Here is a 16,807-nt window from a genome sequence, read left to right as displayed (position 1 = left end):
ATTGTTCGATATTGGGCCGTCCATTACGGCGTCACAAGTCGGCCGCGCGGGCCGGATGTTGTGACTTTCCGCTGGTCACGCGGCCGAGTCGGCGGATCACGCTGGGTCAGGACGGGGCCGGGTTCCCGGGTGCGCCGGGCGGGCGGGGGTGCCCGGAGGCGCTCGGAGCGGGCGCCGGGCGCGCTCGGACGGGGCGCCGGAGGTCTCTCGCGCGGCTTTTGGGTCGGTCGGGCGGCGGTGGAGTCGCCCTCAGGCCACGGTGAGTCCGCCGCCGGCGCGGGCCGGGGTGGCGGCCGACTCGGATGCGTTCTCGGGCGTGTTGTCGAGGGCCTGGCGTATCCCGTTCGCGACGGCCGGGTGCACGGGCAGCGCGAGATGGCCGATGCCGCTCACCCGTACGTTCTGCGCGAGCAGATCGGGGTGGTCGACGCACGCCGTCTCCAGCGGATCCATCACGTGGTCCAGGTCGCTCCAGAAACTGACGAACTGCGTACGGCAGCCGGGTGCCGGACGCGTCAGCTCCTCGATCACCTCGGAACCGGGGCGCATCTGGCGCACGATCGGGTGCGCGTCGGCCAGCGGGGCCACGCGGGTGCCGGAGTGCGGTGTGCCGAGGGTGACCAGCGTGCGCACCCGCAGGTCGCCGCCGAGGCGCTGGACGTAGTACCGCGCGATCAGTCCGCCCAGGCTGTGTCCGACGATGTCGACCCGCCGGCTGCCCGTCCGCTCGCAGATGTCCTCGATGTGCCGGCCCAGCAGCTCGGCCGCGCTGCGGATGTCGCAGGTGAGCGGCGAGTAGTTGAGCGACACCACCTGCTGCCCGCCGTGCTGGGCGAGGGACCGGCGCAGCAGTACAAAGACGGAACGGTTGTCGATGAAGCCGTGCACCAGGACCACCGGCGGTTTCGCCCCGGTCGGCAGCTGTGCGGCGCCTTCCGGCAGGGCCGGGGCGGGGGAGCGGCGCTCCTGGACGATGCCGGACGGATAGAGGAGGAGATGGCCCGCGAGGATCGCGAGGTCGAGCGCCGTCGCCTTCAGCAGGGTCATGGAGAGTCCGGCCAGACTGCTGGGGAGCAGCCGGCACAGCGGTTGAAAGGGCAGCAGCACGTCGGTGATCTTCATGGCCGACCTCCCGTCGGCACACCGGAGGACGGCTCTGTCCCCCGTGTGCCCTCATGGGCAGCCGCGCGGAGGGTCATCGACGGTGTGCGCGAAGGGGCGCGGGGGTGGGTACGGCCGGTGGCACGTACGGCGCCGGTACGGCGCCGGTGCTGCGACGAGGCTCCCCTGCCGGTGTGGCGACGAAGCTCCCCGCTGTCGTGCCCTGCCTGCCCTGCGTGCCTTTCGCGCCTACGTCGATGCCGTCGCACCACCACGTCGCGCGGCCTGCGGCGCGGTGGTGCGACGACCTCGGTGCGGCTCCCGCTGCGTGCCGTCCCGCCACGGTCCCTGAACCGCGGACGCCTGCGGCCGACAGGCCGCGGAGCGCTGGAACGACGCACTGTGAATGTGTCCCATGTGTGATTTCCCCCTCGGTCGCGACCGCGAAACTGCCGGTTGCGGGATGCTGGAGATAACGTTCGTTCACTTCCCCCCGTCCAGCGGGCCGGAATGCGCGCGGAACAGTTGTGTGGTACCGGACGGATGTGCGGCATATCTGTTGTGTGCGGTACTTGTCGGGACCGGGACCGGGAACGGGGCCGGGACCGGTCCCGGGAACGGATCTGGTGCCGGGTTCGGTGCCGGTGCCGGTACGGATGCCGGTATCGATGTCGGTACGGATGGATGACTTCGCTTCATGGAGGCAGTGATGGGTGTGGCAGCCGGTCCGATCCGCGTGGTGGTGGCCAAGCCGGGGCTCGACGGCCACGACCGGGGCGCCAAGGTGATCGCGCGGGCGCTGCGCGACGCCGGTATGGAGGTCATCTACACCGGGCTGCACCAGACGCCCGAGCAGATCGTCGCCACCGCGATCCAGGAGGACGCCGACGCGATCGGGCTCTCGATCCTCTCCGGCGCCCACAACACGCTCTTCTCGGCAGTGATCGAACTGCTCAAGGAGCGCGACGCGGCGGACATCAAGGTCTTCGGCGGTGGGATCATCCCCGAGGAGGACATCCCCGAGCTGAAGTCGAAGGGGGTCGCGGCGATCTTCACCCCCGGGGCGACGACGACGGCGATCGTGGACTGGGTGAAGGCGAACGTCCGACAGCCGGCGGCTTCCGGAGGCTGAGCGCCGGGCGCTGCCCGCTGTACCGAGGGCCGCTGTACCGAGGCTCGTAGTCCCGAGGCCCGTTGTCCGGAGGCAGGCTCCCGCCTATGCCCTGGCCAGCTCCTCCGCCATCGCCGCGCGCAACCGCAGTGTGGTGACCAGGCGTTGGAACGCCTCCGCCCAGTAGCCGCCCGCGCCCGGTGACGCGTCCTCCGCCTCCTCCGGCACGGCCATCAGCCCGTCGAGGCGGCTTGCCTCCGCCGGATCGAGACAGCGCTCGGCCAGCCCCATCACCCCACTGAAGCTCCACGGATAACTCCCCGCGTCCCGCGCGATGTTGAGGGCGTCCACCACCGCCCGGCCCAGCGGGCCCGACCACGGCACCGCACAGACGCCGAGCAGCTGAAACGCCTCCGACAGTCCGTGCGTCGCGATGAACCCCGCCACCCACTCCGCCCGCGCGTCCGCCTCCAGCGTGCCGAGCAGCCGGGCCCGCTCGGCCAGCGACACCGCGCCCGGCCCACCCGCCTCGGGCGCGGACGGCACGCCGAGCAGCGCCCGCGACCACACCGCGTCCCGCTGCCGTACGGCCGCCCGGCACCACGCGGCGTGCAGTTCGCCCCGCCAGTCGTCGGTCACCGGCAGTGCCAGGATCTCCCGCGGTGTACGACCGCCCAGCCGGCCCGCCCAGGTCGCGAGGGGCGCGGCCTCCACCAACTGCCCGAACCACCAAGACCGTTCCCCCCGGCCTGCCGGCGCCTTGGGCACCACACCGTCCCGCTCCATACCCGCGTCGCACTCGTGCGGCGCCTCGACCACGATCGTCGGCGCCTGGCGCGTACGGTCGATGGCCACGCACGCCCCCGCCCGGACCGCCATCCGCGCGGCGAGTGCCGAGCCGGGCAGCGCCGACAGCAACTCCGCCGCCGTAGAGCGCACATTGCGGCTCCGGTCGGACAGCGCCTGCTCCAGGAACGGCTCGTCCTCGTCGCCCAGCTCCACCCGCAGCGAGTCCAGGAACATCAGCCGGTCCTCGGCCCGCTCGGTGGGCCAGGTCGCCGCGAGCAGCTCCCGCGCGGCGGCAGGTCTGCGGGACCGTATGGACGCCAGAAGAGCGACCCGCTCGGCGAACAGGCCCTCCTGCCAGAGCAGTCGGATGCGCTCCTCGTCGTCGAGGTCCGGCAACGCCGTGCCGCCGCCCGGCGTGGAGCGCAGCGCGAACCGCCAGTCCGCGTTGAGCCGCGCCAGCCACAGCGCCCGCTTCCCCGCGAACGCCAGCGCTGCCGGCCGCAGATCCGTACGTCCCCTGGCCGCGTCCAGCAGGGCGGGCAGCGCCTCCGGGGGCGCCGCGTAGCCGTGCTCGTTCGCCGCCGCGAGCCACTGGGGCAGCAGCTCCATCAGATCGGGGGCGGTGCCTCTGCGACTCCCGCCACCCGTGCCGGGGCGGTCGGCCAGCAGGAGGCCCAGGCGCCGGGCCGCGCGTGGCGGAAGCGGGGGGCGTGGGTCCTCCGGAGCGGGCTCCGGGCGCCGCGCCGCCCGCGCGGGTCGCAGCCCGGCCCGCCGTCTTACGGTCTCCAGGGCTGCCGCGTCCAGCAGGGCGGCCGGCGCCTCCCGGCCGGGGGCGGATCCCTGCGGGGTCCGGCGGTCCGTGCCCAGAAGGGCCGTGGTGACGAGGTCCTCCCAGACGGGCGAGGACGTCGGGTCGGCGGGGGCGGAGGGGCTGGTCATGTGGTCCTTTCTGGTGCGGGTGCGGGTGCGGGTGCGGGTGCGGGTGTGGGCCGGTGCCGGTGCGTTGTGTCTGTGCGTTGTGCGGTGCTGTGGGTCGCGTTGCCGTGAAGTGGGGTGTCGTGCGGTGGCGTCGGGCGGGGTGCCGTCAAGCGGGGGTGGCTTCGGTGGAGAGGTGGGGGCTTGACGGGAGTTGGGCCGGGAGGCCGGGCGAACCGGGAGTGGCGATGCGGCGATGTGACGTGGTCAGGTGGTGAGCGCTATTGCCTCCCCCCGGCCCTCCGGCCAGGCCGTCAGGGGGTTGAAGCCCTGGTGGCCGCACTCGCCGAAGACCTTGACCGGTGCGCCGCCGGACAGGGCGACGAGGCGCCAGAGGCCGGGGCGGGTCCGGGCCGCCGGGGTGAGGGGCAGGGCCGTGCTGTCCTCCACGTGGGCCAGTTGCCAGGAGTCGCCGTCCGGTGTGGGTATGACGTGGTCCAGCGTCACGGGGACGGAGTCCAGCCAGGGGTCGTGCCGGAGCGCGTCGCCGTAGCGGGCCGTGGCCTGGGACGGCGTAAGGCCTCGCGGGCGTACGGAGGTTGCTGTCGGGGGCGCGAACTGCTCGCCGAGCGCGGCCCGCAGCTGGTGTGCGCCCGGGTAGGCGGAGAGTTCGGCCTCCAGGGTGAGGCCGACCGGCATCGCAAGCTCCGGGGCGCGGCCGGCCGCGCCGTAGGAGAGGAGCACGAAGGTGTGGTCCGAGTCGGTGCCGTACAGCCAGATACGGCGGGTCGTCAGCTTCGGGTCCACCGTGTCGTACTGGGCGAGGACCAGCCAGTGGTCCCGTATCGCTGGTCCGGCGGCGGACGTGGGCAGGCCGACGCGGGAGCGGACCGTGGCGGCCAGGCCGTCCGGAAGCAGCTCACGCCTCAGCCAGCCCCGGTCGAGGAGGTGGAGCAGCGCGCACTCCTCCAGCAGCCGCACCGGCCAGCCGGGCCCGGACGCCGGGACGGCCCCCAACTCCCGCACCCTCGACGCCAGTCCGGGCGCCTGGGCGTCGACCATACGGGCGGCGGTCTCCTCCCACAGCCCGTAGCCCGCCTGCTCCGCCGAGGCCAGGCCGCCGCGCAGCAGATCGGCGAGGCGCTGCTCCAACTCGGTCGCACCCGCGGTGACCCGCTCGGCCCGGCGCTCCGCCCGCCGCCGTGCCGCCTCGGGATCCGCGGGGGAGTTGCCGGCCGGGCCCGCCGCCCCTGCCCTCTCCTCCGCGGCGCGTTCTCTTCTCCCCTCCGTCCACTGCTGGACCCAGTCCGGTGCCGGGCTCCCCGTCCCCACCACCGGGTCCTCGTCGGCCCAGAGCAGCAGCAGCCCGAGCGCGTGCTTGCACGGGAACTTGCGGCTCGGGCAACTGCACTTGTACGCGGGCCCGGAGGCGTCCGCGATGTCGACGACCGTCTGATACGGCGTGCTGCCGCTGCCCTTGCACAGTCCCCATACCGTCCCCTCGTCGGAACTGCCCGCCCCGGTCCACGGACCGGCCGTGCCGAGCTTGCTGCCCGCTTTGCGTGACGCCGGGTCAGGTGCCAGGGCCAGCACCTGGTCCGCCGTCAGGCGCACCCCCTGCTCAGTCATGTCATCGAAGGTAGATCCCCCCACTGACAATCGGTCCGGCGAGCGCGTTTGCGCAGGTCGGAACGGATTGTCAGTGGCGTGGTGCACGGTTGGTCCAGAAGCGAACCGGCCGAGCCGGAGGGGGTCTCAGCCATGTCCGTGTCCGTCGAGGCGATGTCCACCGATCCGAGGGGGAAGCAGGCTGTGGGAGAGGGCGGGGGAGTGTCGGGAGCGTCCGCGGAGGACGTGCTGCGGCCGCACGCCGAGGAGGCCTTCGCGGCCGAACTCGCGGCGCTGGCCGGGCAGGACGACCGGCCGCGGCCGGCGCGCTGGAAGATGTCGCCGTGGGCGGTGGCGACCTATCTGCTCGGCGGCACCCTGCCCGACGGCACGGTGATCACACCGAAGTACGTGGGTCCGCGCCGCATAGTCGAGGTCGCCGTCAGCACGCTTGCCACCGACCGGGCCCTGCTCCTGCTCGGCGTGCCCGGCACGGCGAAGACCTGGGTGTCCGAGCACCTCGCCGCGGCGGTCAGCGGTGACTCGACCCTGCTGGTGCAGGGCACGGCGGGCACACCGGAGGAAGCCATCCGGTACGGCTGGAACTACGCGCAGTTGCTCGCCAACGGCCCCAGCCGCGCCGCCCTCGTGCCCAGCCCGGTCATGCGGGCCATGGCGGAGGGGATGACGGCCCGCGTCGAGGAGCTGACCCGGATCCCGGCCGATGTGCAGGACTCGCTCATCACCATCCTGTCGGAGAAGACGCTGCCGATACCGGAGTTGGGCGCTGAGGTGCAGGCCGTCCGGGGCTTCAACCTCATCGCGACGGCCAACGACCGGGACCGCGGGGTCAACGACCTGTCGAGCGCGCTGCGCCGCCGCTTCAACACGGTGGTGCTGCCGCTGCCGGAGAGCGTCGACGCCGAGGTCGACATCGTCTCCCGGCGCGTCGACCAGCTCGGCCGGTCCCTCGATCTGCCGGCCGTGCCCGACGGCGTCGACGAGATCCGCCGGGTCGTGACCGTCTTCCGTGAACTGCGCGACGGGATCACGTCGGACGGCCGTACGAAGCTGAAGTCGCCCAGCGGCACGCTGTCCACCGCGGAGGCCATCTCCGTCGTGACCAACGGCCTCGCCCTCGCCGCCCACTTCGGCGACGGCATCCTGCGGGCCGGCGATGTCGCGGCGGGCATCCTCGGGGCCGTGGTCCGGGATCCGGCGGCGGACCGGGTCGTCTGGCAGGAGTACCTGGAGGCGGTGGTCCGCGAGCGTGACGGCTGGACGGACTTCTACCGGGCCTGCCGGGAGGTCGGCGCATGAACAACGACGACACGGGGTGGCCGTTCACCGGCGGCGACGGGGGACGAGATGACGGATGCTGACGACGGGACAGGAGTGCCCGGGGCCGGTGCCGAGCCGTTGCTGCTCGGGGTGCGCCACCACGGGCCGGGGTCCGCGCGGGCGGTGCGGGCGGCGCTGGACGCGGCCCGGCCGCGGGTGGTGCTCGTCGAGGGCCCGCCCGAGGCGGACGCGCTGATCCCACTGGTCGGCGACGAGGAGATGCGACCGCCGGTCGCCCTGCTCGCCCATGCCGTGGACGAACCGGGCCGCTCGGCGTTCTGGCCGCTCGCCGAGTTCTCCCCGGAGTGGATCGCCCTGCGCTGGGCGGTGGAGCACAGGACCCCGGCCCGCTTCATCGACCTGCCGGCCACACACACCCTGGCCCGGGAGCAGACCCTCGGCGAGGCAGGACCGGACCTCGACGTCCGGGTCGATCCGCTCGCGGTGCTTGCCGAGGTCGCCGGCCACGACGATCCCGAGCGGTGGTGGGAGGACGTCGTCGAGCACCGGGGAGCGGGGGCCGCGGACGCGTTCGCGCCGTTCGCCGTGCTGGAGGAGGCCATGGGGGCGCTGCGCGAGGCGTACGGCACCGGGGGCCACGACCGGGATCCCGTACGGGAGGCGTACATGCGGCTCCAGGTGCGGGCGGCGCAGCGGGAGTCCGGCGGGGGCGTGGCCGTGGTGTGCGGGGCGTGGCACGTCCCGGCGCTGAGGGAGAGGTCGTCCGTCGCCGCGGACCGTGCGCTGCTGAAGGGGTTGCCCAAGGTCAAGACGGAGATGACGTGGGTGCCGTGGACGTATCGCCGGCTGGCGCGGGCCAGTGGGTACGGGGCGGGGATCGACTCGCCGGGCTGGTACGGGCATCTGTTCGCGGTGCCGGACCGGCCGGTCGAGCGGTGGATGGCCAAGGTCGCGGGGCTGTTGCGCGCGGAGGACCGGATCGTGTCGCCGGCCCATGTCATCGAGGCGGTACGGCTGGCGGAGACGCTGGCCGTGATGCGGGGGCGGCCGCTGCCGGGGCTCGGCGAGACGACCGACGCGGTGCGGGCGGTGATGTGCGAGGGCTCGGACGTTCCGCTGGCGCTGGTGCGGGACCGGCTGGTGGTGGGGGACGAGCTGGGGGAGGTGCCGTCGTCGGCGCCGGCCGTCCCTCTCCAGCGGGACCTGGACCGGTCGCAGCGCAGGCTCCGGCTCCGACCGGAGGCGGCGGAGCGGGAGTTGGAGCTCGATCTGCGCAAGGAGACCGATGCCGGGCGGAGCAGACTGCTGCACCGGCTGCGGCTGCTGGGTGTGGAGTGGGGTGAGCCGGCGGAGTCGCGGGGGAGTACGGGCACGTTCCGGGAGACGTGGCGGCTGCGCTGGGAGCCGGAGTTGGCGGTGCGGGTCGCCGAGGCCGGGGTGTGGGGGACGACCGTGCTTGCGGCGGCGACCGCAAGGGCGGAGGCGGACGCGGTCGCGGCGCGGGCACTCGCCGACGTCACCGCGCTGGCGGAACGGTGTCTGCTGGCCGAACTGTCCGACGCCCTCCCGACGGTGATGCGGATCCTCGCCGACCGTGCGGCCCTCGACACCGACGTCGGCCACCTCGCCCGGGCCCTGCCCGCCCTCGTCCGATCCCTGCGGTACGGCGATGTGCGCGGCACGGACACCGGGGCGCTGGCCGAGGTCGCGGCGGGGCTCGCCGAGCGGGTCTTCGTCGGCCTCCCGCCGGCCTGTGCGGCGCTCGACCGGGACGCGGCCGACGAGATGCGCGGGCACGTGGACGCGGTGCACGGGGCGGTCGCGTTGCTCGATGAGGTCGGATCGCAAGGGCAGGTCGGATCGCAGGGGGAGGCCGGATCGGAGGGGGAGGCCGGATCGCTCGGTGGGAGCGGGTCGTTCGGTGGGGCCGAGGCATTTGACGGGGAGGCGGCGGGTGGCTCCGGGGTCGCCGGTGCTTCGGGGCCGGGCGGGTTGCGGGGGCGGTGGCGTGGTGTGCTCGCGGTGCTGGCCGGGCGGGACACCGTGCCGGGGGTGATCCGGGGCCGGGCGGCGCGGTTGCTGCTGGACGACGGGCAGTTGGACCAGGACGGGGCGGCGCGGCTGATGGGGCTCGCGCTGTCGCCCGGTACACCGCCCGGGGACGCGGCGGCGTGGATCGAGGGGTTCGTCGGAGGCGGCTCCGGGGGCGGCATGCTGCTGGTGCACGACGAGCGCCTGCTCGGACTGGTCGACGCCTGGCTGACGGGGGTGTCGGCGGAGGCGTTCACGGATGTGCTGCCCCTGCTGCGGCGGACGTTCTCGGAGTACGAGGCGGGGGTGCGCAGAACCCTGGGCGAACTGGTCCGGCGCGGCCCGGCAGAGCGGGCGACGGCGATCGGCGCGGGTGCCGGGACACCGGGCTTCGGGAGCGGACTCGACGGTGGCCGGGCGGACGCCGTGGTGCCGGTGGTGCGACTGCTGTTGGGGGTGGGCTCATGACGGACGGGGTGACGGATCCGGCGCAGGAGCGGCTGCGGCGCTGGCGGCTGGTGCTCGGGGGCGAGACGGCGGACGGCACCGGGTACACGCCGGCCGGGCAGGACGCCGCGATGGACGGGGCGCTCTCCGCGCTCTACGGGAAAGGGGAGAGGGCGCGGGCCGGGAGGGAACGTTCGGCGGGGCTCGGAGCGTCGGCGCCGTCCGTGGCTCGCTGGCTCGGGGACATCCGTACGTACTTCCCGTCGTCCGTGGTGCAGGTCATGCAGCGGGACGCGATCGACCGGCTCGGGCTGTCCACGCTGTTGCTGGAGCCGGAGATGCTGGAGGCGGTCGAGGCCGACGTGCATCTTGTCGGCACGCTGCTGTCCCTCAACAAGGCGATGCCGGAGACCACGAAGGAGACCGCGCGGGCGGTGGTCCGCAAGGTCGTCGACGACCTGGAGAAACGGCTGGCCACACGGACCCGGGCCGCGCTCACCGGCGCACTCGACCGCAGCGCGCGGGTCAGCCGGCCCCGCCACGCCGACATCGACTGGAACCGCACGATCGCAGCCAACCTGAAGCACTACCTCCCGCAGTACCGGACGGTCGTGCCGGAACGGCTCGTCGGATACGGGAGGGCCTCCCAGGCGATGAAGAAAGAGGTCGTGCTCTGCGTCGACCAGTCCGGCTCGATGGCGGCGTCGGTCGTGTACGCGTCGGTGTTCGGGGCGGTGCTGGCGTCGATGCGGTCGATCAGTACGCGGCTGGTCGTCTTCGACACGACGGTCGTCGATCTGACCGACCAACTGGACGATCCGGTGGACGTGTTGTTCGGCACCCAGCTCGGGGGCGGCACGGACATCAACCGGGCGCTGGCGTACTGCCAGTCGCGGATCACCCGCCCCGCGGAGACGGTGGTCGTGCTGATCAGCGACCTCTACGAAGGGGGGATACGCGACGAGATGCTCAAGCGGGTGGCGGCGATGCGGGCGTCGGGGGTGCAGTTCGTGACGCTGCTCGCGCTGTCGGACGAAGGGGCGCCGGCGTACGACCGGGAGCACGCGGCCGCGCTCGCGGCGCTCGGGGCACCGGCGTTCGCGTGCACGCCGGACCTGTTTCCCGACGTCATGGCGGCGGCCATCGAGAAACGGCCCCTGCCGATACCGGACATGACGTGATGACCGGGCACGGATGGGTTGTGCGGGGTGAGAGGGGACTTCGTAAGACGTCTGGTGGAAAGGGGATATGAGTACCCATCGGTAACGGAGGGCTTGCGCGACCGCTGAGGGGGCGTGCAAGGATCGATGCCTTGTCGGCGGTGCGCCGTGGCCGGCATGTCCGCACCCTGCCGCGCACCGCGTCGCGATCAACCCCGCGAGCCGTCCGCCGTATGGGAGGACCCTCCCCAGTTGACCTGGTCAGCAGCCCTGTCCGGTACCACCGCGGTGCGCCTGCGGCGCGTGTTGCGCGCGGTGGCGGGGCGACGCGCGCTGGAAGTGACGCTGCTGGTGGGCGGGTTGTGCGTGCTGGGGGTGTTGTGGGGCGGCCGGGCGGAGGCGAGTCCGTCGCCGGGGGGTGCGGTGGAGGCGGGGGCAGGGGCGGTGAGGGGATCGTCGCCTTCGGGGATGGTTGTGGGGGGTCTGGGATCTCAGCCGGTTCAGGAGTCTCACGGGACTCATGGGGTTGAGGGGAGTAAGCGGGCGGGGCGGGCGTTGACGGACGGGCTGCTTGCCGGTCGGGGGCAGGATGCCGGTCGGTCCGACGAAGTCGCGCGTAGAGGCGGTGACTTGGGTCGGGGTGTGGGCGAGGGCCTTGTCGCGGCGGGTGATTCCCTGGTTCGGGACGCGGTGCGGGGGGCTTCGGGCTTGCCGGGAGCGCAGACTCCGTCGGTTCCGCAGATTCCGTCAGTTCCGCAGACTCCGTCGGGGGATGGGGCGTCATCTCGCCCAGTGGTTCCGGTGAAACCGGTGGCTCCGTCGGCCCCTTCGCTTCCTGAGCTCCAGCTCCCCTCGCTCAAGCTGCCCATCCTCTCCCTGCTGCCGAAGCTTCCCGTGGGGCCGGGAAGGCCCGGGCAGCCGTTGTTGCCGGGACATCCGGAACTTCCCGGGATTCCGGAAACGCCGGGGGTGACCGTTCCCAGAGGGGACATCTCGTCGCCCGACGACGACGGCGCTGCTGCCTCTCCCGTGAACAAGCCCGCGACGACCGGCGCCTTCGGGCCCCGTACCTCGGTCGCCGTCGCCGTCGCCGAAGCCGTCACCGTCACCGCCGCCCCCGGCGGCAAGGCCCCCGCGTCCGCCGACCCCGCGCATCGCAGTGGGCGCCAGGTCGGCGCGGTCACGTTCCCGCGGGCGCACTCGGCGCCGGCGGGGGATGCCGACGGGGTGCTGAGTCACCGTTCCGCGGCGGACGGTGGTGGGGTGCGGCACGGGGACGCGCAGGCGGTGGCGGTGCAGTACCGCACGCCGGTGCGTCTGACGCCGGGCTCGGCCGCGCAGGCCGACACCGCCGCCACCCAGGAACGGCACCGGGACATTCCCGTCTTCCCCGGTTAGGGGAGACCTCCGCGCACCGCGAGTCCGGTGCGGACCTCTTTCCGTGCTGCGGATGGCCGTAGCCACCTGGCCCGGGCGATCGCTCGGTGCCCTCTTGTGCCCGTTCCCTCCCAGCGCGTCGCGCGCAGGAACGCCCAAAGCTCCGCAGGGCCGAAGCCCGGATGGTCGAACTCCGTCGGCTCGTCCGGCCCAGGCCCTGCGGATCAGGGTCGGGAGGTCCCCATTGGGGTGGGGACCGTCCGGCTCTGGCCCCCAGGGACCGTTCATGTGGTCCCCAGGGCGGGTCTCCGGCCCCCGGAAACCCACCCTGGTCCCGCCGGGGCTGCCCAAGGGGCCTCACCGGGTCAACCCCATCCCGGTGAGGCCCTTGCCGCCACACGCCCCCGCGGCCTGACGCCCTCGGCCCCTCACGCTCCGCGCTCTCGCCTCCGCCCCGAGCTCAGGCCCTCCCACTTCAGGGATCCCGCGCTCCGACTCCCCTTGCGGCTTCCCACCCCCCCCCCGTCCGGCCCCGGCGCTTCCGCCCCCGCCTCCACCCCAGCCTCCGGCCCCGGCGCCTCCGCCCCCTGCCTCCGCCCCCTGCCTTCGGCCCCGGCCCCGCGTCCGGCCCCGGCGCTTCCGCCCCCCCCCGCCTCCGGCTCCGGCGCCCAGCCTCCGGCCCCGACCCGTCCGCCCCCTGCCTCCGGCCCCGGCCCCCCGTCCGGCCCCGGCGCCCAGCCTCCGGCCCCGACCCGTCCGCCCCCTGCCTCCGGCCCCGGCCCCCCGTCCGGCCCCGGCGCTCAGCCTCCGGCCCCGGCCCCTCCGCCTCAACGCACCCCGTCCCCACTTCCGCCGTAAGGCGCCCCGCCCCTGTGCCCCCTGCGCGAGACCTCCGCCCCTGCGCCCCTGCGCGAGACCTCCGTCCCTGCGCCCCTGCGCGAGACCTCCGTCCCTGCGACCCCGCGCGAGACCCCCGCCCCTGCGCCCCCCCCCCCCCGCGAGACCCCCGCCTCTGGCCCCGACGCGAGACCCCCGCCCAGGCACCCCGGCACACTCGCCCCCCCCACACCTCAGGGCATCCCGCCGCAAGGTGGCCCACCCCGCCCGCGCTCACCCGGCGCCCTCCCCCCCCAAGCCGCCGCAGGCAGGTCGCGGCACTGAGTGCCACCGATTGCGGCATCATGTGACGGGTATCACCGCTCAGGTGTGACTCTCGATTTAGGGGCCCCTGGGAAGCAGCGATAACCTGCGAGACGGACATGCCGCGCGCTCGGACACCGTGTGCGCACCCCTTGTGACACATGCGGACACTGCGGTCGTCACGTTGCCCTCGCGGCACGCCCACGCATCCAACGAACCGCGAGATCACTGATAGGGACGGAAGCGCGTGGACCTGTTCGAGTACCAGGCGAGGGACCTCTTCGCCAAGCACGATGTACCGGTGCTGGCCGGTGAAGTCATCGACACGCCTGAGGCGGCGCGCGAGATCACCGAGCGGCTTGGCGGCAAGTCCGTCGTCAAGGCGCAGGTGAAGGTCGGTGGCCGCGGCAAGGCGGGCGGCGTGAAGCTGGCCGCCACCCCGGACGAGGCCGTCGCCCGTGCGACGGACATCCTCGGCATGGACATCAAGGGCCACACGGTCCACAAGGTCATGATCGCCGAGACCGCTCCGGAGATCGTCGAGGAGTACTACGTCTCCTTCCTCCTCGACCGCGCCAACCGCACCTTCCTCTCCATCGCCTCCGTCGAGGGCGGCATGGAGATCGAGGAGGTGGCCGCCACCCGTCCGGAGGCCGTTGCCAAGACCCCGATCGACGCGATCGACGGTGTGACGCCGGAGAAGGCGCGCGAGATCGTCGAGGCCGCGAAGTTCCCGGCCGAGGTGGCCGGCAAGGTCGCGGACATCCTCGTCACGCTGTGGGACACCTTCATCAAGGAGGACGCCCTCCTCGTCGAGGTCAACCCGCTGGCCAAGGTCGTCTCCGGTGACGTGATCGCCCTGGACGGCAAGGTCTCCCTGGACGACAACGCCGAGTTCCGGCACCCCGACTTCGAGGCCCTCCACGACAAGGAGGCCGCCAACCCCCTGGAGGCGGCCGCCAAGGAGAAGAACCTCAACTACGTCAAGCTCGACGGCGAGGTCGGCATCATCGGCAACGGCGCGGGTCTCGTCATGAGCACCCTGGACGTCGTCGCGTACGCCGGTGAGAAGCACGGCAACGTCAAGCCCGCCAACTTCCTGGACATCGGCGGCGGCGCCTCCGCCCAGGTGATGGCGAACGGCCTGGAGATCATCCTCGGCGACCCGGACGTCAAGTCCGTGTTCGTCAACGTCTTCGGTGGCATCACCGCCTGCGACGAGGTCGCCAACGGCATCGTCCAGGCCCTCCAGCTGCTGGCGGACCGCGGTGACGAGGTCACCAAGCCGCTGGTCGTCCGCCTCGACGGCAACAACGCCGAACTGGGTCGTCAGATCCTCACCGACGCCAACCACCCGCTGGTGCAGCGCGTCGACACCATGGACGGCGCGGCCGACAAGGCCGCCGAGCTGGCCCACGCCGCCAAGTAATCACTCAGGACGAGGACAGAACACACCATGGCTATCTGGCTCAACAAGGACAGCAAGGTCATCGTCCAGGGCATGACCGGCGCCACCGGCATGAAGCACACCAAGCTCATGCTCGGTGACGGCACCAACGTCGTGGGCGGCGTGAACCCGCGCAAGGCGGGTCAGACCGTGGACTTCGACGGCACCGAGGTACCCGTCTTCGGGACCGTCAAGGAAGCCATCGAGAAGACCGGCGCCAACGTCTCCGTGATCTTCGTACCGGAGAAGTTCACCAAGGACGCCGTCGTCGAGGCGATCGACGCCGAGATCCCGCTGGCCGTCGTCATCACCGAGGGCATCGCGGTGCACGACAGCGCGTCGTTCTGGGCGTACGCCGGCAAGAAGGGCAACAAGACCCGGATCATCGGTCCGAACTGCCCCGGCATCATCACCGTCGGCCAGTCCAACGTCGGCATCATCCCGGGCGACATCACCAAGCCGGGCCGTATCGGCCTGGTCTCGAAGTCCGGCACGCTGACGTACCAGATGATGTACGAGCTGCGTGACATCGGCTTCTCGACCGCCGTCGGCATCGGTGGCGACCCGATCATCGGTACGACGCACATCGACGCGCTCGCCGCGTTCGAGGCCGACCCCGACACCGATCTGATCGTGATGATCGGTGAGATCGGTGGCGACGCGGAGGAGCGGGCCGCGGACTTCATCGCGAAGAACGTGACGAAGCCGGTCGTCGGTTACGTCGCCGGTTTCACCGCGCCCGAGGGCAAGACCATGGGGCACGCGGGTGCCATCGTCTCCGGTTCGTCGGGCACCGCCCAGGCGAAGAAGGAGGCGCTGGAGGCCGCGGGGGTCAAGGTGGGCAAGACGCCCACCGAGACCGCGAAGCTCGCCCGCGAGATTCTGGCCGGCTGAGCCTTCCGTACCACTGCCGGTGGGCCCGTTCCCTGTGTGGGGGCGGGCCCACCGGCGTTTGTGCGGCCCGCCGCCGCGCCCACCTGTGCCGCCCCAGCGGCACGACTGCCCGCAGCTGGGTCGGACCGTTATCTTGCTTCCGGTGTCAGTCTTTGCGGGCCCGAGGTAAGTTGCTCTCGCAATGCCTCTCTCAGTTCCAGTTGTTCTTCCGAGAGGGGGCCCGGGGCGGTTTTCGGTGGGACTCCGCGGACCGACTTGCCGGCCGGCACCGGCGGCTCGTACTGGGTGGGGGCCGTGCGCAGGGTGAGGGACGTGGCGGCGATGAGCGCCACCGTGCAGGCGATGGCCGTACGGGTCCACCAGCGGGCGCGGCGCTCGCTGCCCAGGCGGACAGTGGTCGGTCTGGCGGCCCGCAGCCGCTCCGCGGCGGCGAGCCGGCCGAGGCGATCGTGCAGCACGACCGGGTCGCACAGGGCGGGCAGCCGCGTGGCGATGGCTTCGCGGGAGCACATCAGACGGTTCGCCGTCGCGGGGGTGCTCGCCTCCGTCTCCGCCGCGGTCTCCGCGAGACCGAGCCCCACACCGTCGTAGAGCAGCAGGGTGCGGCGGTGGGGCGGGGGGAGGCGGAGCAGGGTGGTGAGGAGCGCGCGGTCCTCGGCGTCGGCGGGCGGGGCCTCCGGGTGCCGGTGGCGGGGGCGGTAGCGGTGCCAGGGGGAGAGGGCGTAGTCGTACGCCGCCGCCCGCACCCAGCCCGCCGGGTCCGGGTCCACGGCGACCTCGGGCCAACGCTGCCAGGCGTGTTGGAACGCACGCTCCACCGACTCCCGCGCCAGCTCGCGCCGCCCGCACAGCAGAAAGGCCTGCCGGACGAGGGCGGGGGCGCAGAACGCGTACAGGGCGTCGAACGCCTGTTGGGGCGTCAGGGGCGCGGGTACGGGGGGCGTTTCGGCGGGGTCGGCGCCGGCGGCCACCGGCACGGCGAGCGCCGTGACGCTCTGGTGGGCGGCCGGCATCAGTGACCTGGGCGGTGCCGGCACGAGGGACGCGCGCCGCACCGGCGTCGGCGGCTCCTGGTAGCCGAGCACCAGCGAACCGTCGCGTCCGGGCATGGGGGACTCCTGACGTGTCGTCATATCGGGGTCGGTCGTGGGGTTGTCCGTGGAGCCGTTCGTGGCGGCGGCCGTGGCGAGCGTCGCGGCCGTGGCGTCCGTCGGCCGGGCGTTCGACTTGGTCGCCCCGCGCGCCGGCTGCCTCGCCGTCTCCCCCGCCAGGCGGGCCAGCAGCTTCGCGTACGTGTCGCGTTTGCGGCCGCGCGGTGTCACCCGGCCGTTCTCCCAGGCGCGCACCGTCTCGCGGCTGACGCCCACCTGCGAGGCGAGCTGAGCCTGCGTCAGCGAGGCGGCCTCGCGCAGGCGTCGGCATTCCTTCGGCGGAGGGAGCGGAGTGGCAGGGCTCTGCGTCACAGCGCGCCCCTTCGCTCGAAAA

Annotated in this window: 11 protein-coding genes; 7 read left to right on the top strand and 4 right to left on the bottom strand. The window is 73.1% G+C overall.

Going from position 1 to position 16,807, the window contains the following annotated elements; translation table 11 throughout:
• Positions 1 to 249 precede the first annotated feature (249 nt).
• Entirely contained in the window at positions 250 to 1,122 is an 873-nt protein-coding gene (locus ACIQAC_RS13005) for an esterase/lipase family protein (RefSeq protein WP_402189930.1), read from the bottom strand.
• 688 nt (positions 1,123 to 1,810) lie between these two features.
• Here ACIQAC_RS13005 and ACIQAC_RS13000 point away from each other — a divergent pair.
• Entirely contained in the window at positions 1,811 to 2,233 is a 423-nt protein-coding gene (locus ACIQAC_RS13000; RefSeq protein WP_402189928.1) for a cobalamin B12-binding domain-containing protein, read from the top strand.
• 84 nt (positions 2,234 to 2,317) lie between these two features.
• Here the strand turns inward: ACIQAC_RS13000 and ACIQAC_RS12995 are convergent, their stop codons facing one another.
• Entirely contained in the window at positions 2,318 to 3,940 is a 1,623-nt protein-coding gene (locus ACIQAC_RS12995; RefSeq protein ID WP_402189926.1) for a DUF5691 domain-containing protein, read from the bottom strand.
• Positions 3,941 to 4,183: 243 nt separating this feature from the next.
• Complete coding sequence (locus tag ACIQAC_RS12990) at positions 4,184 to 5,545, bottom strand: SWIM zinc finger domain-containing protein (protein WP_402189924.1); 1,362 nt, start codon at positions 5,543 to 5,545, stop codon at positions 4,184 to 4,186.
• Positions 5,546 to 5,677: 132 nt separating this feature from the next.
• Between ACIQAC_RS12990 and ACIQAC_RS12985 the strand changes: the two genes are divergently transcribed.
• The 6 genes from ACIQAC_RS12985 (at position 5,678) to sucD (ending at position 15,322) form a co-directional block, all read left to right on the top strand.
• Entirely contained in the window at positions 5,678 to 6,844 is a 1,167-nt protein-coding gene (locus tag ACIQAC_RS12985) for an AAA family ATPase (protein WP_402189922.1), read from the top strand.
• A 48-nt stretch (positions 6,845 to 6,892) separates the two neighbouring features.
• Positions 6,893 to 9,325, top strand: coding sequence for a DUF5682 family protein (locus ACIQAC_RS12980; protein ID WP_402189919.1), 2,433 nt, complete (start codon positions 6,893 to 6,895; stop codon positions 9,323 to 9,325).
• Positions 9,322 to 10,485 (top strand): VWA domain-containing protein, encoded by a 1,164-nt coding sequence (locus tag ACIQAC_RS12975; protein ID WP_402189916.1) that lies wholly within the window; start codon positions 9,322 to 9,324, stop codon positions 10,483 to 10,485. Before ACIQAC_RS12980 ends, ACIQAC_RS12975 begins: the two co-directional genes overlap by 4 nt.
• Before the next feature lie 948 nt (positions 10,486 to 11,433).
• Complete coding sequence (locus ACIQAC_RS12970) at positions 11,434 to 11,862, top strand: hypothetical protein (protein WP_402189914.1); 429 nt, start codon at positions 11,434 to 11,436, stop codon at positions 11,860 to 11,862.
• A gap of 1,366 nt (positions 11,863 to 13,228) precedes the next feature.
• Positions 13,229 to 14,410 (top strand): ADP-forming succinate--CoA ligase subunit beta, encoded by a 1,182-nt coding sequence (gene sucC / locus ACIQAC_RS12965; protein WP_402189912.1) that lies wholly within the window; start codon positions 13,229 to 13,231, stop codon positions 14,408 to 14,410.
• Between the two features lie 27 nt (positions 14,411 to 14,437).
• Positions 14,438 to 15,322 carry a succinate--CoA ligase subunit alpha gene (gene sucD / locus ACIQAC_RS12960; RefSeq protein ID WP_402189910.1) on the top strand — a complete coding sequence of 295 codons (885 nt, stop codon included), beginning with the start codon at positions 14,438 to 14,440 and terminating at the stop codon, positions 15,320 to 15,322.
• Positions 15,323 to 15,450: 128 nt separating this feature from the next.
• On the opposite strand, the gene ACIQAC_RS12955 is transcribed toward sucD, so the two are convergent.
• A complete protein-coding gene (locus ACIQAC_RS12955; RefSeq protein ID WP_402189907.1) occupies positions 15,451 to 16,785 on the bottom strand; it encodes a helix-turn-helix domain-containing protein in 1,335 nt (444 codons plus the stop codon).
• Positions 16,786 to 16,807: the final 22 nt, after the last annotated feature.

The organism is Streptomyces sp. NPDC088387 (assembly GCF_044753385.1).
In the GTDB taxonomy this organism is placed as follows: Bacteria; Actinomycetota; Actinomycetes; order Streptomycetales; family Streptomycetaceae; genus Streptomyces.
Note: the sequence above shows the minus strand (reverse complement) of the source record. Positions and strands in the feature narration are given on the sequence as shown.

Excerpts from the sequence above, each read along its gene's own strand:
- ACIQAC_RS13000 (WP_402189928.1), top strand. The coding sequence starts at position 1,811 with ATGGGTGTGGCAGCCGGTCCGATCCGCGTGGTGGTGGCCAAGCCGGGG.
- ACIQAC_RS12990 (WP_402189924.1), bottom strand. The coding sequence starts at position 5,545 with ATGACTGAGCAGGGGGTGCGCCTGACGGCGGACCAGGTGCTGGCCCTG.
- ACIQAC_RS12995 (WP_402189926.1), bottom strand. The coding sequence starts at position 3,940 with ATGACCAGCCCCTCCGCCCCCGCCGACCCGACGTCCTCGCCCGTCTGG.
- sucD (WP_402189910.1), top strand. The coding sequence starts at position 14,438 with ATGGCTATCTGGCTCAACAAGGACAGCAAGGTCATCGTCCAGGGCATG.
- ACIQAC_RS12985 (WP_402189922.1), top strand. The coding sequence starts at position 5,678 with ATGTCCGTGTCCGTCGAGGCGATGTCCACCGATCCGAGGGGGAAGCAG.
- ACIQAC_RS12980 (WP_402189919.1), top strand. The coding sequence starts at position 6,893 with ATGACGGATGCTGACGACGGGACAGGAGTGCCCGGGGCCGGTGCCGAG.
- ACIQAC_RS12975 (WP_402189916.1), top strand. The coding sequence starts at position 9,322 with ATGACGGACGGGGTGACGGATCCGGCGCAGGAGCGGCTGCGGCGCTGG.
- ACIQAC_RS13005 (WP_402189930.1), bottom strand. The coding sequence starts at position 1,122 with ATGAAGATCACCGACGTGCTGCTGCCCTTTCAACCGCTGTGCCGGCTG.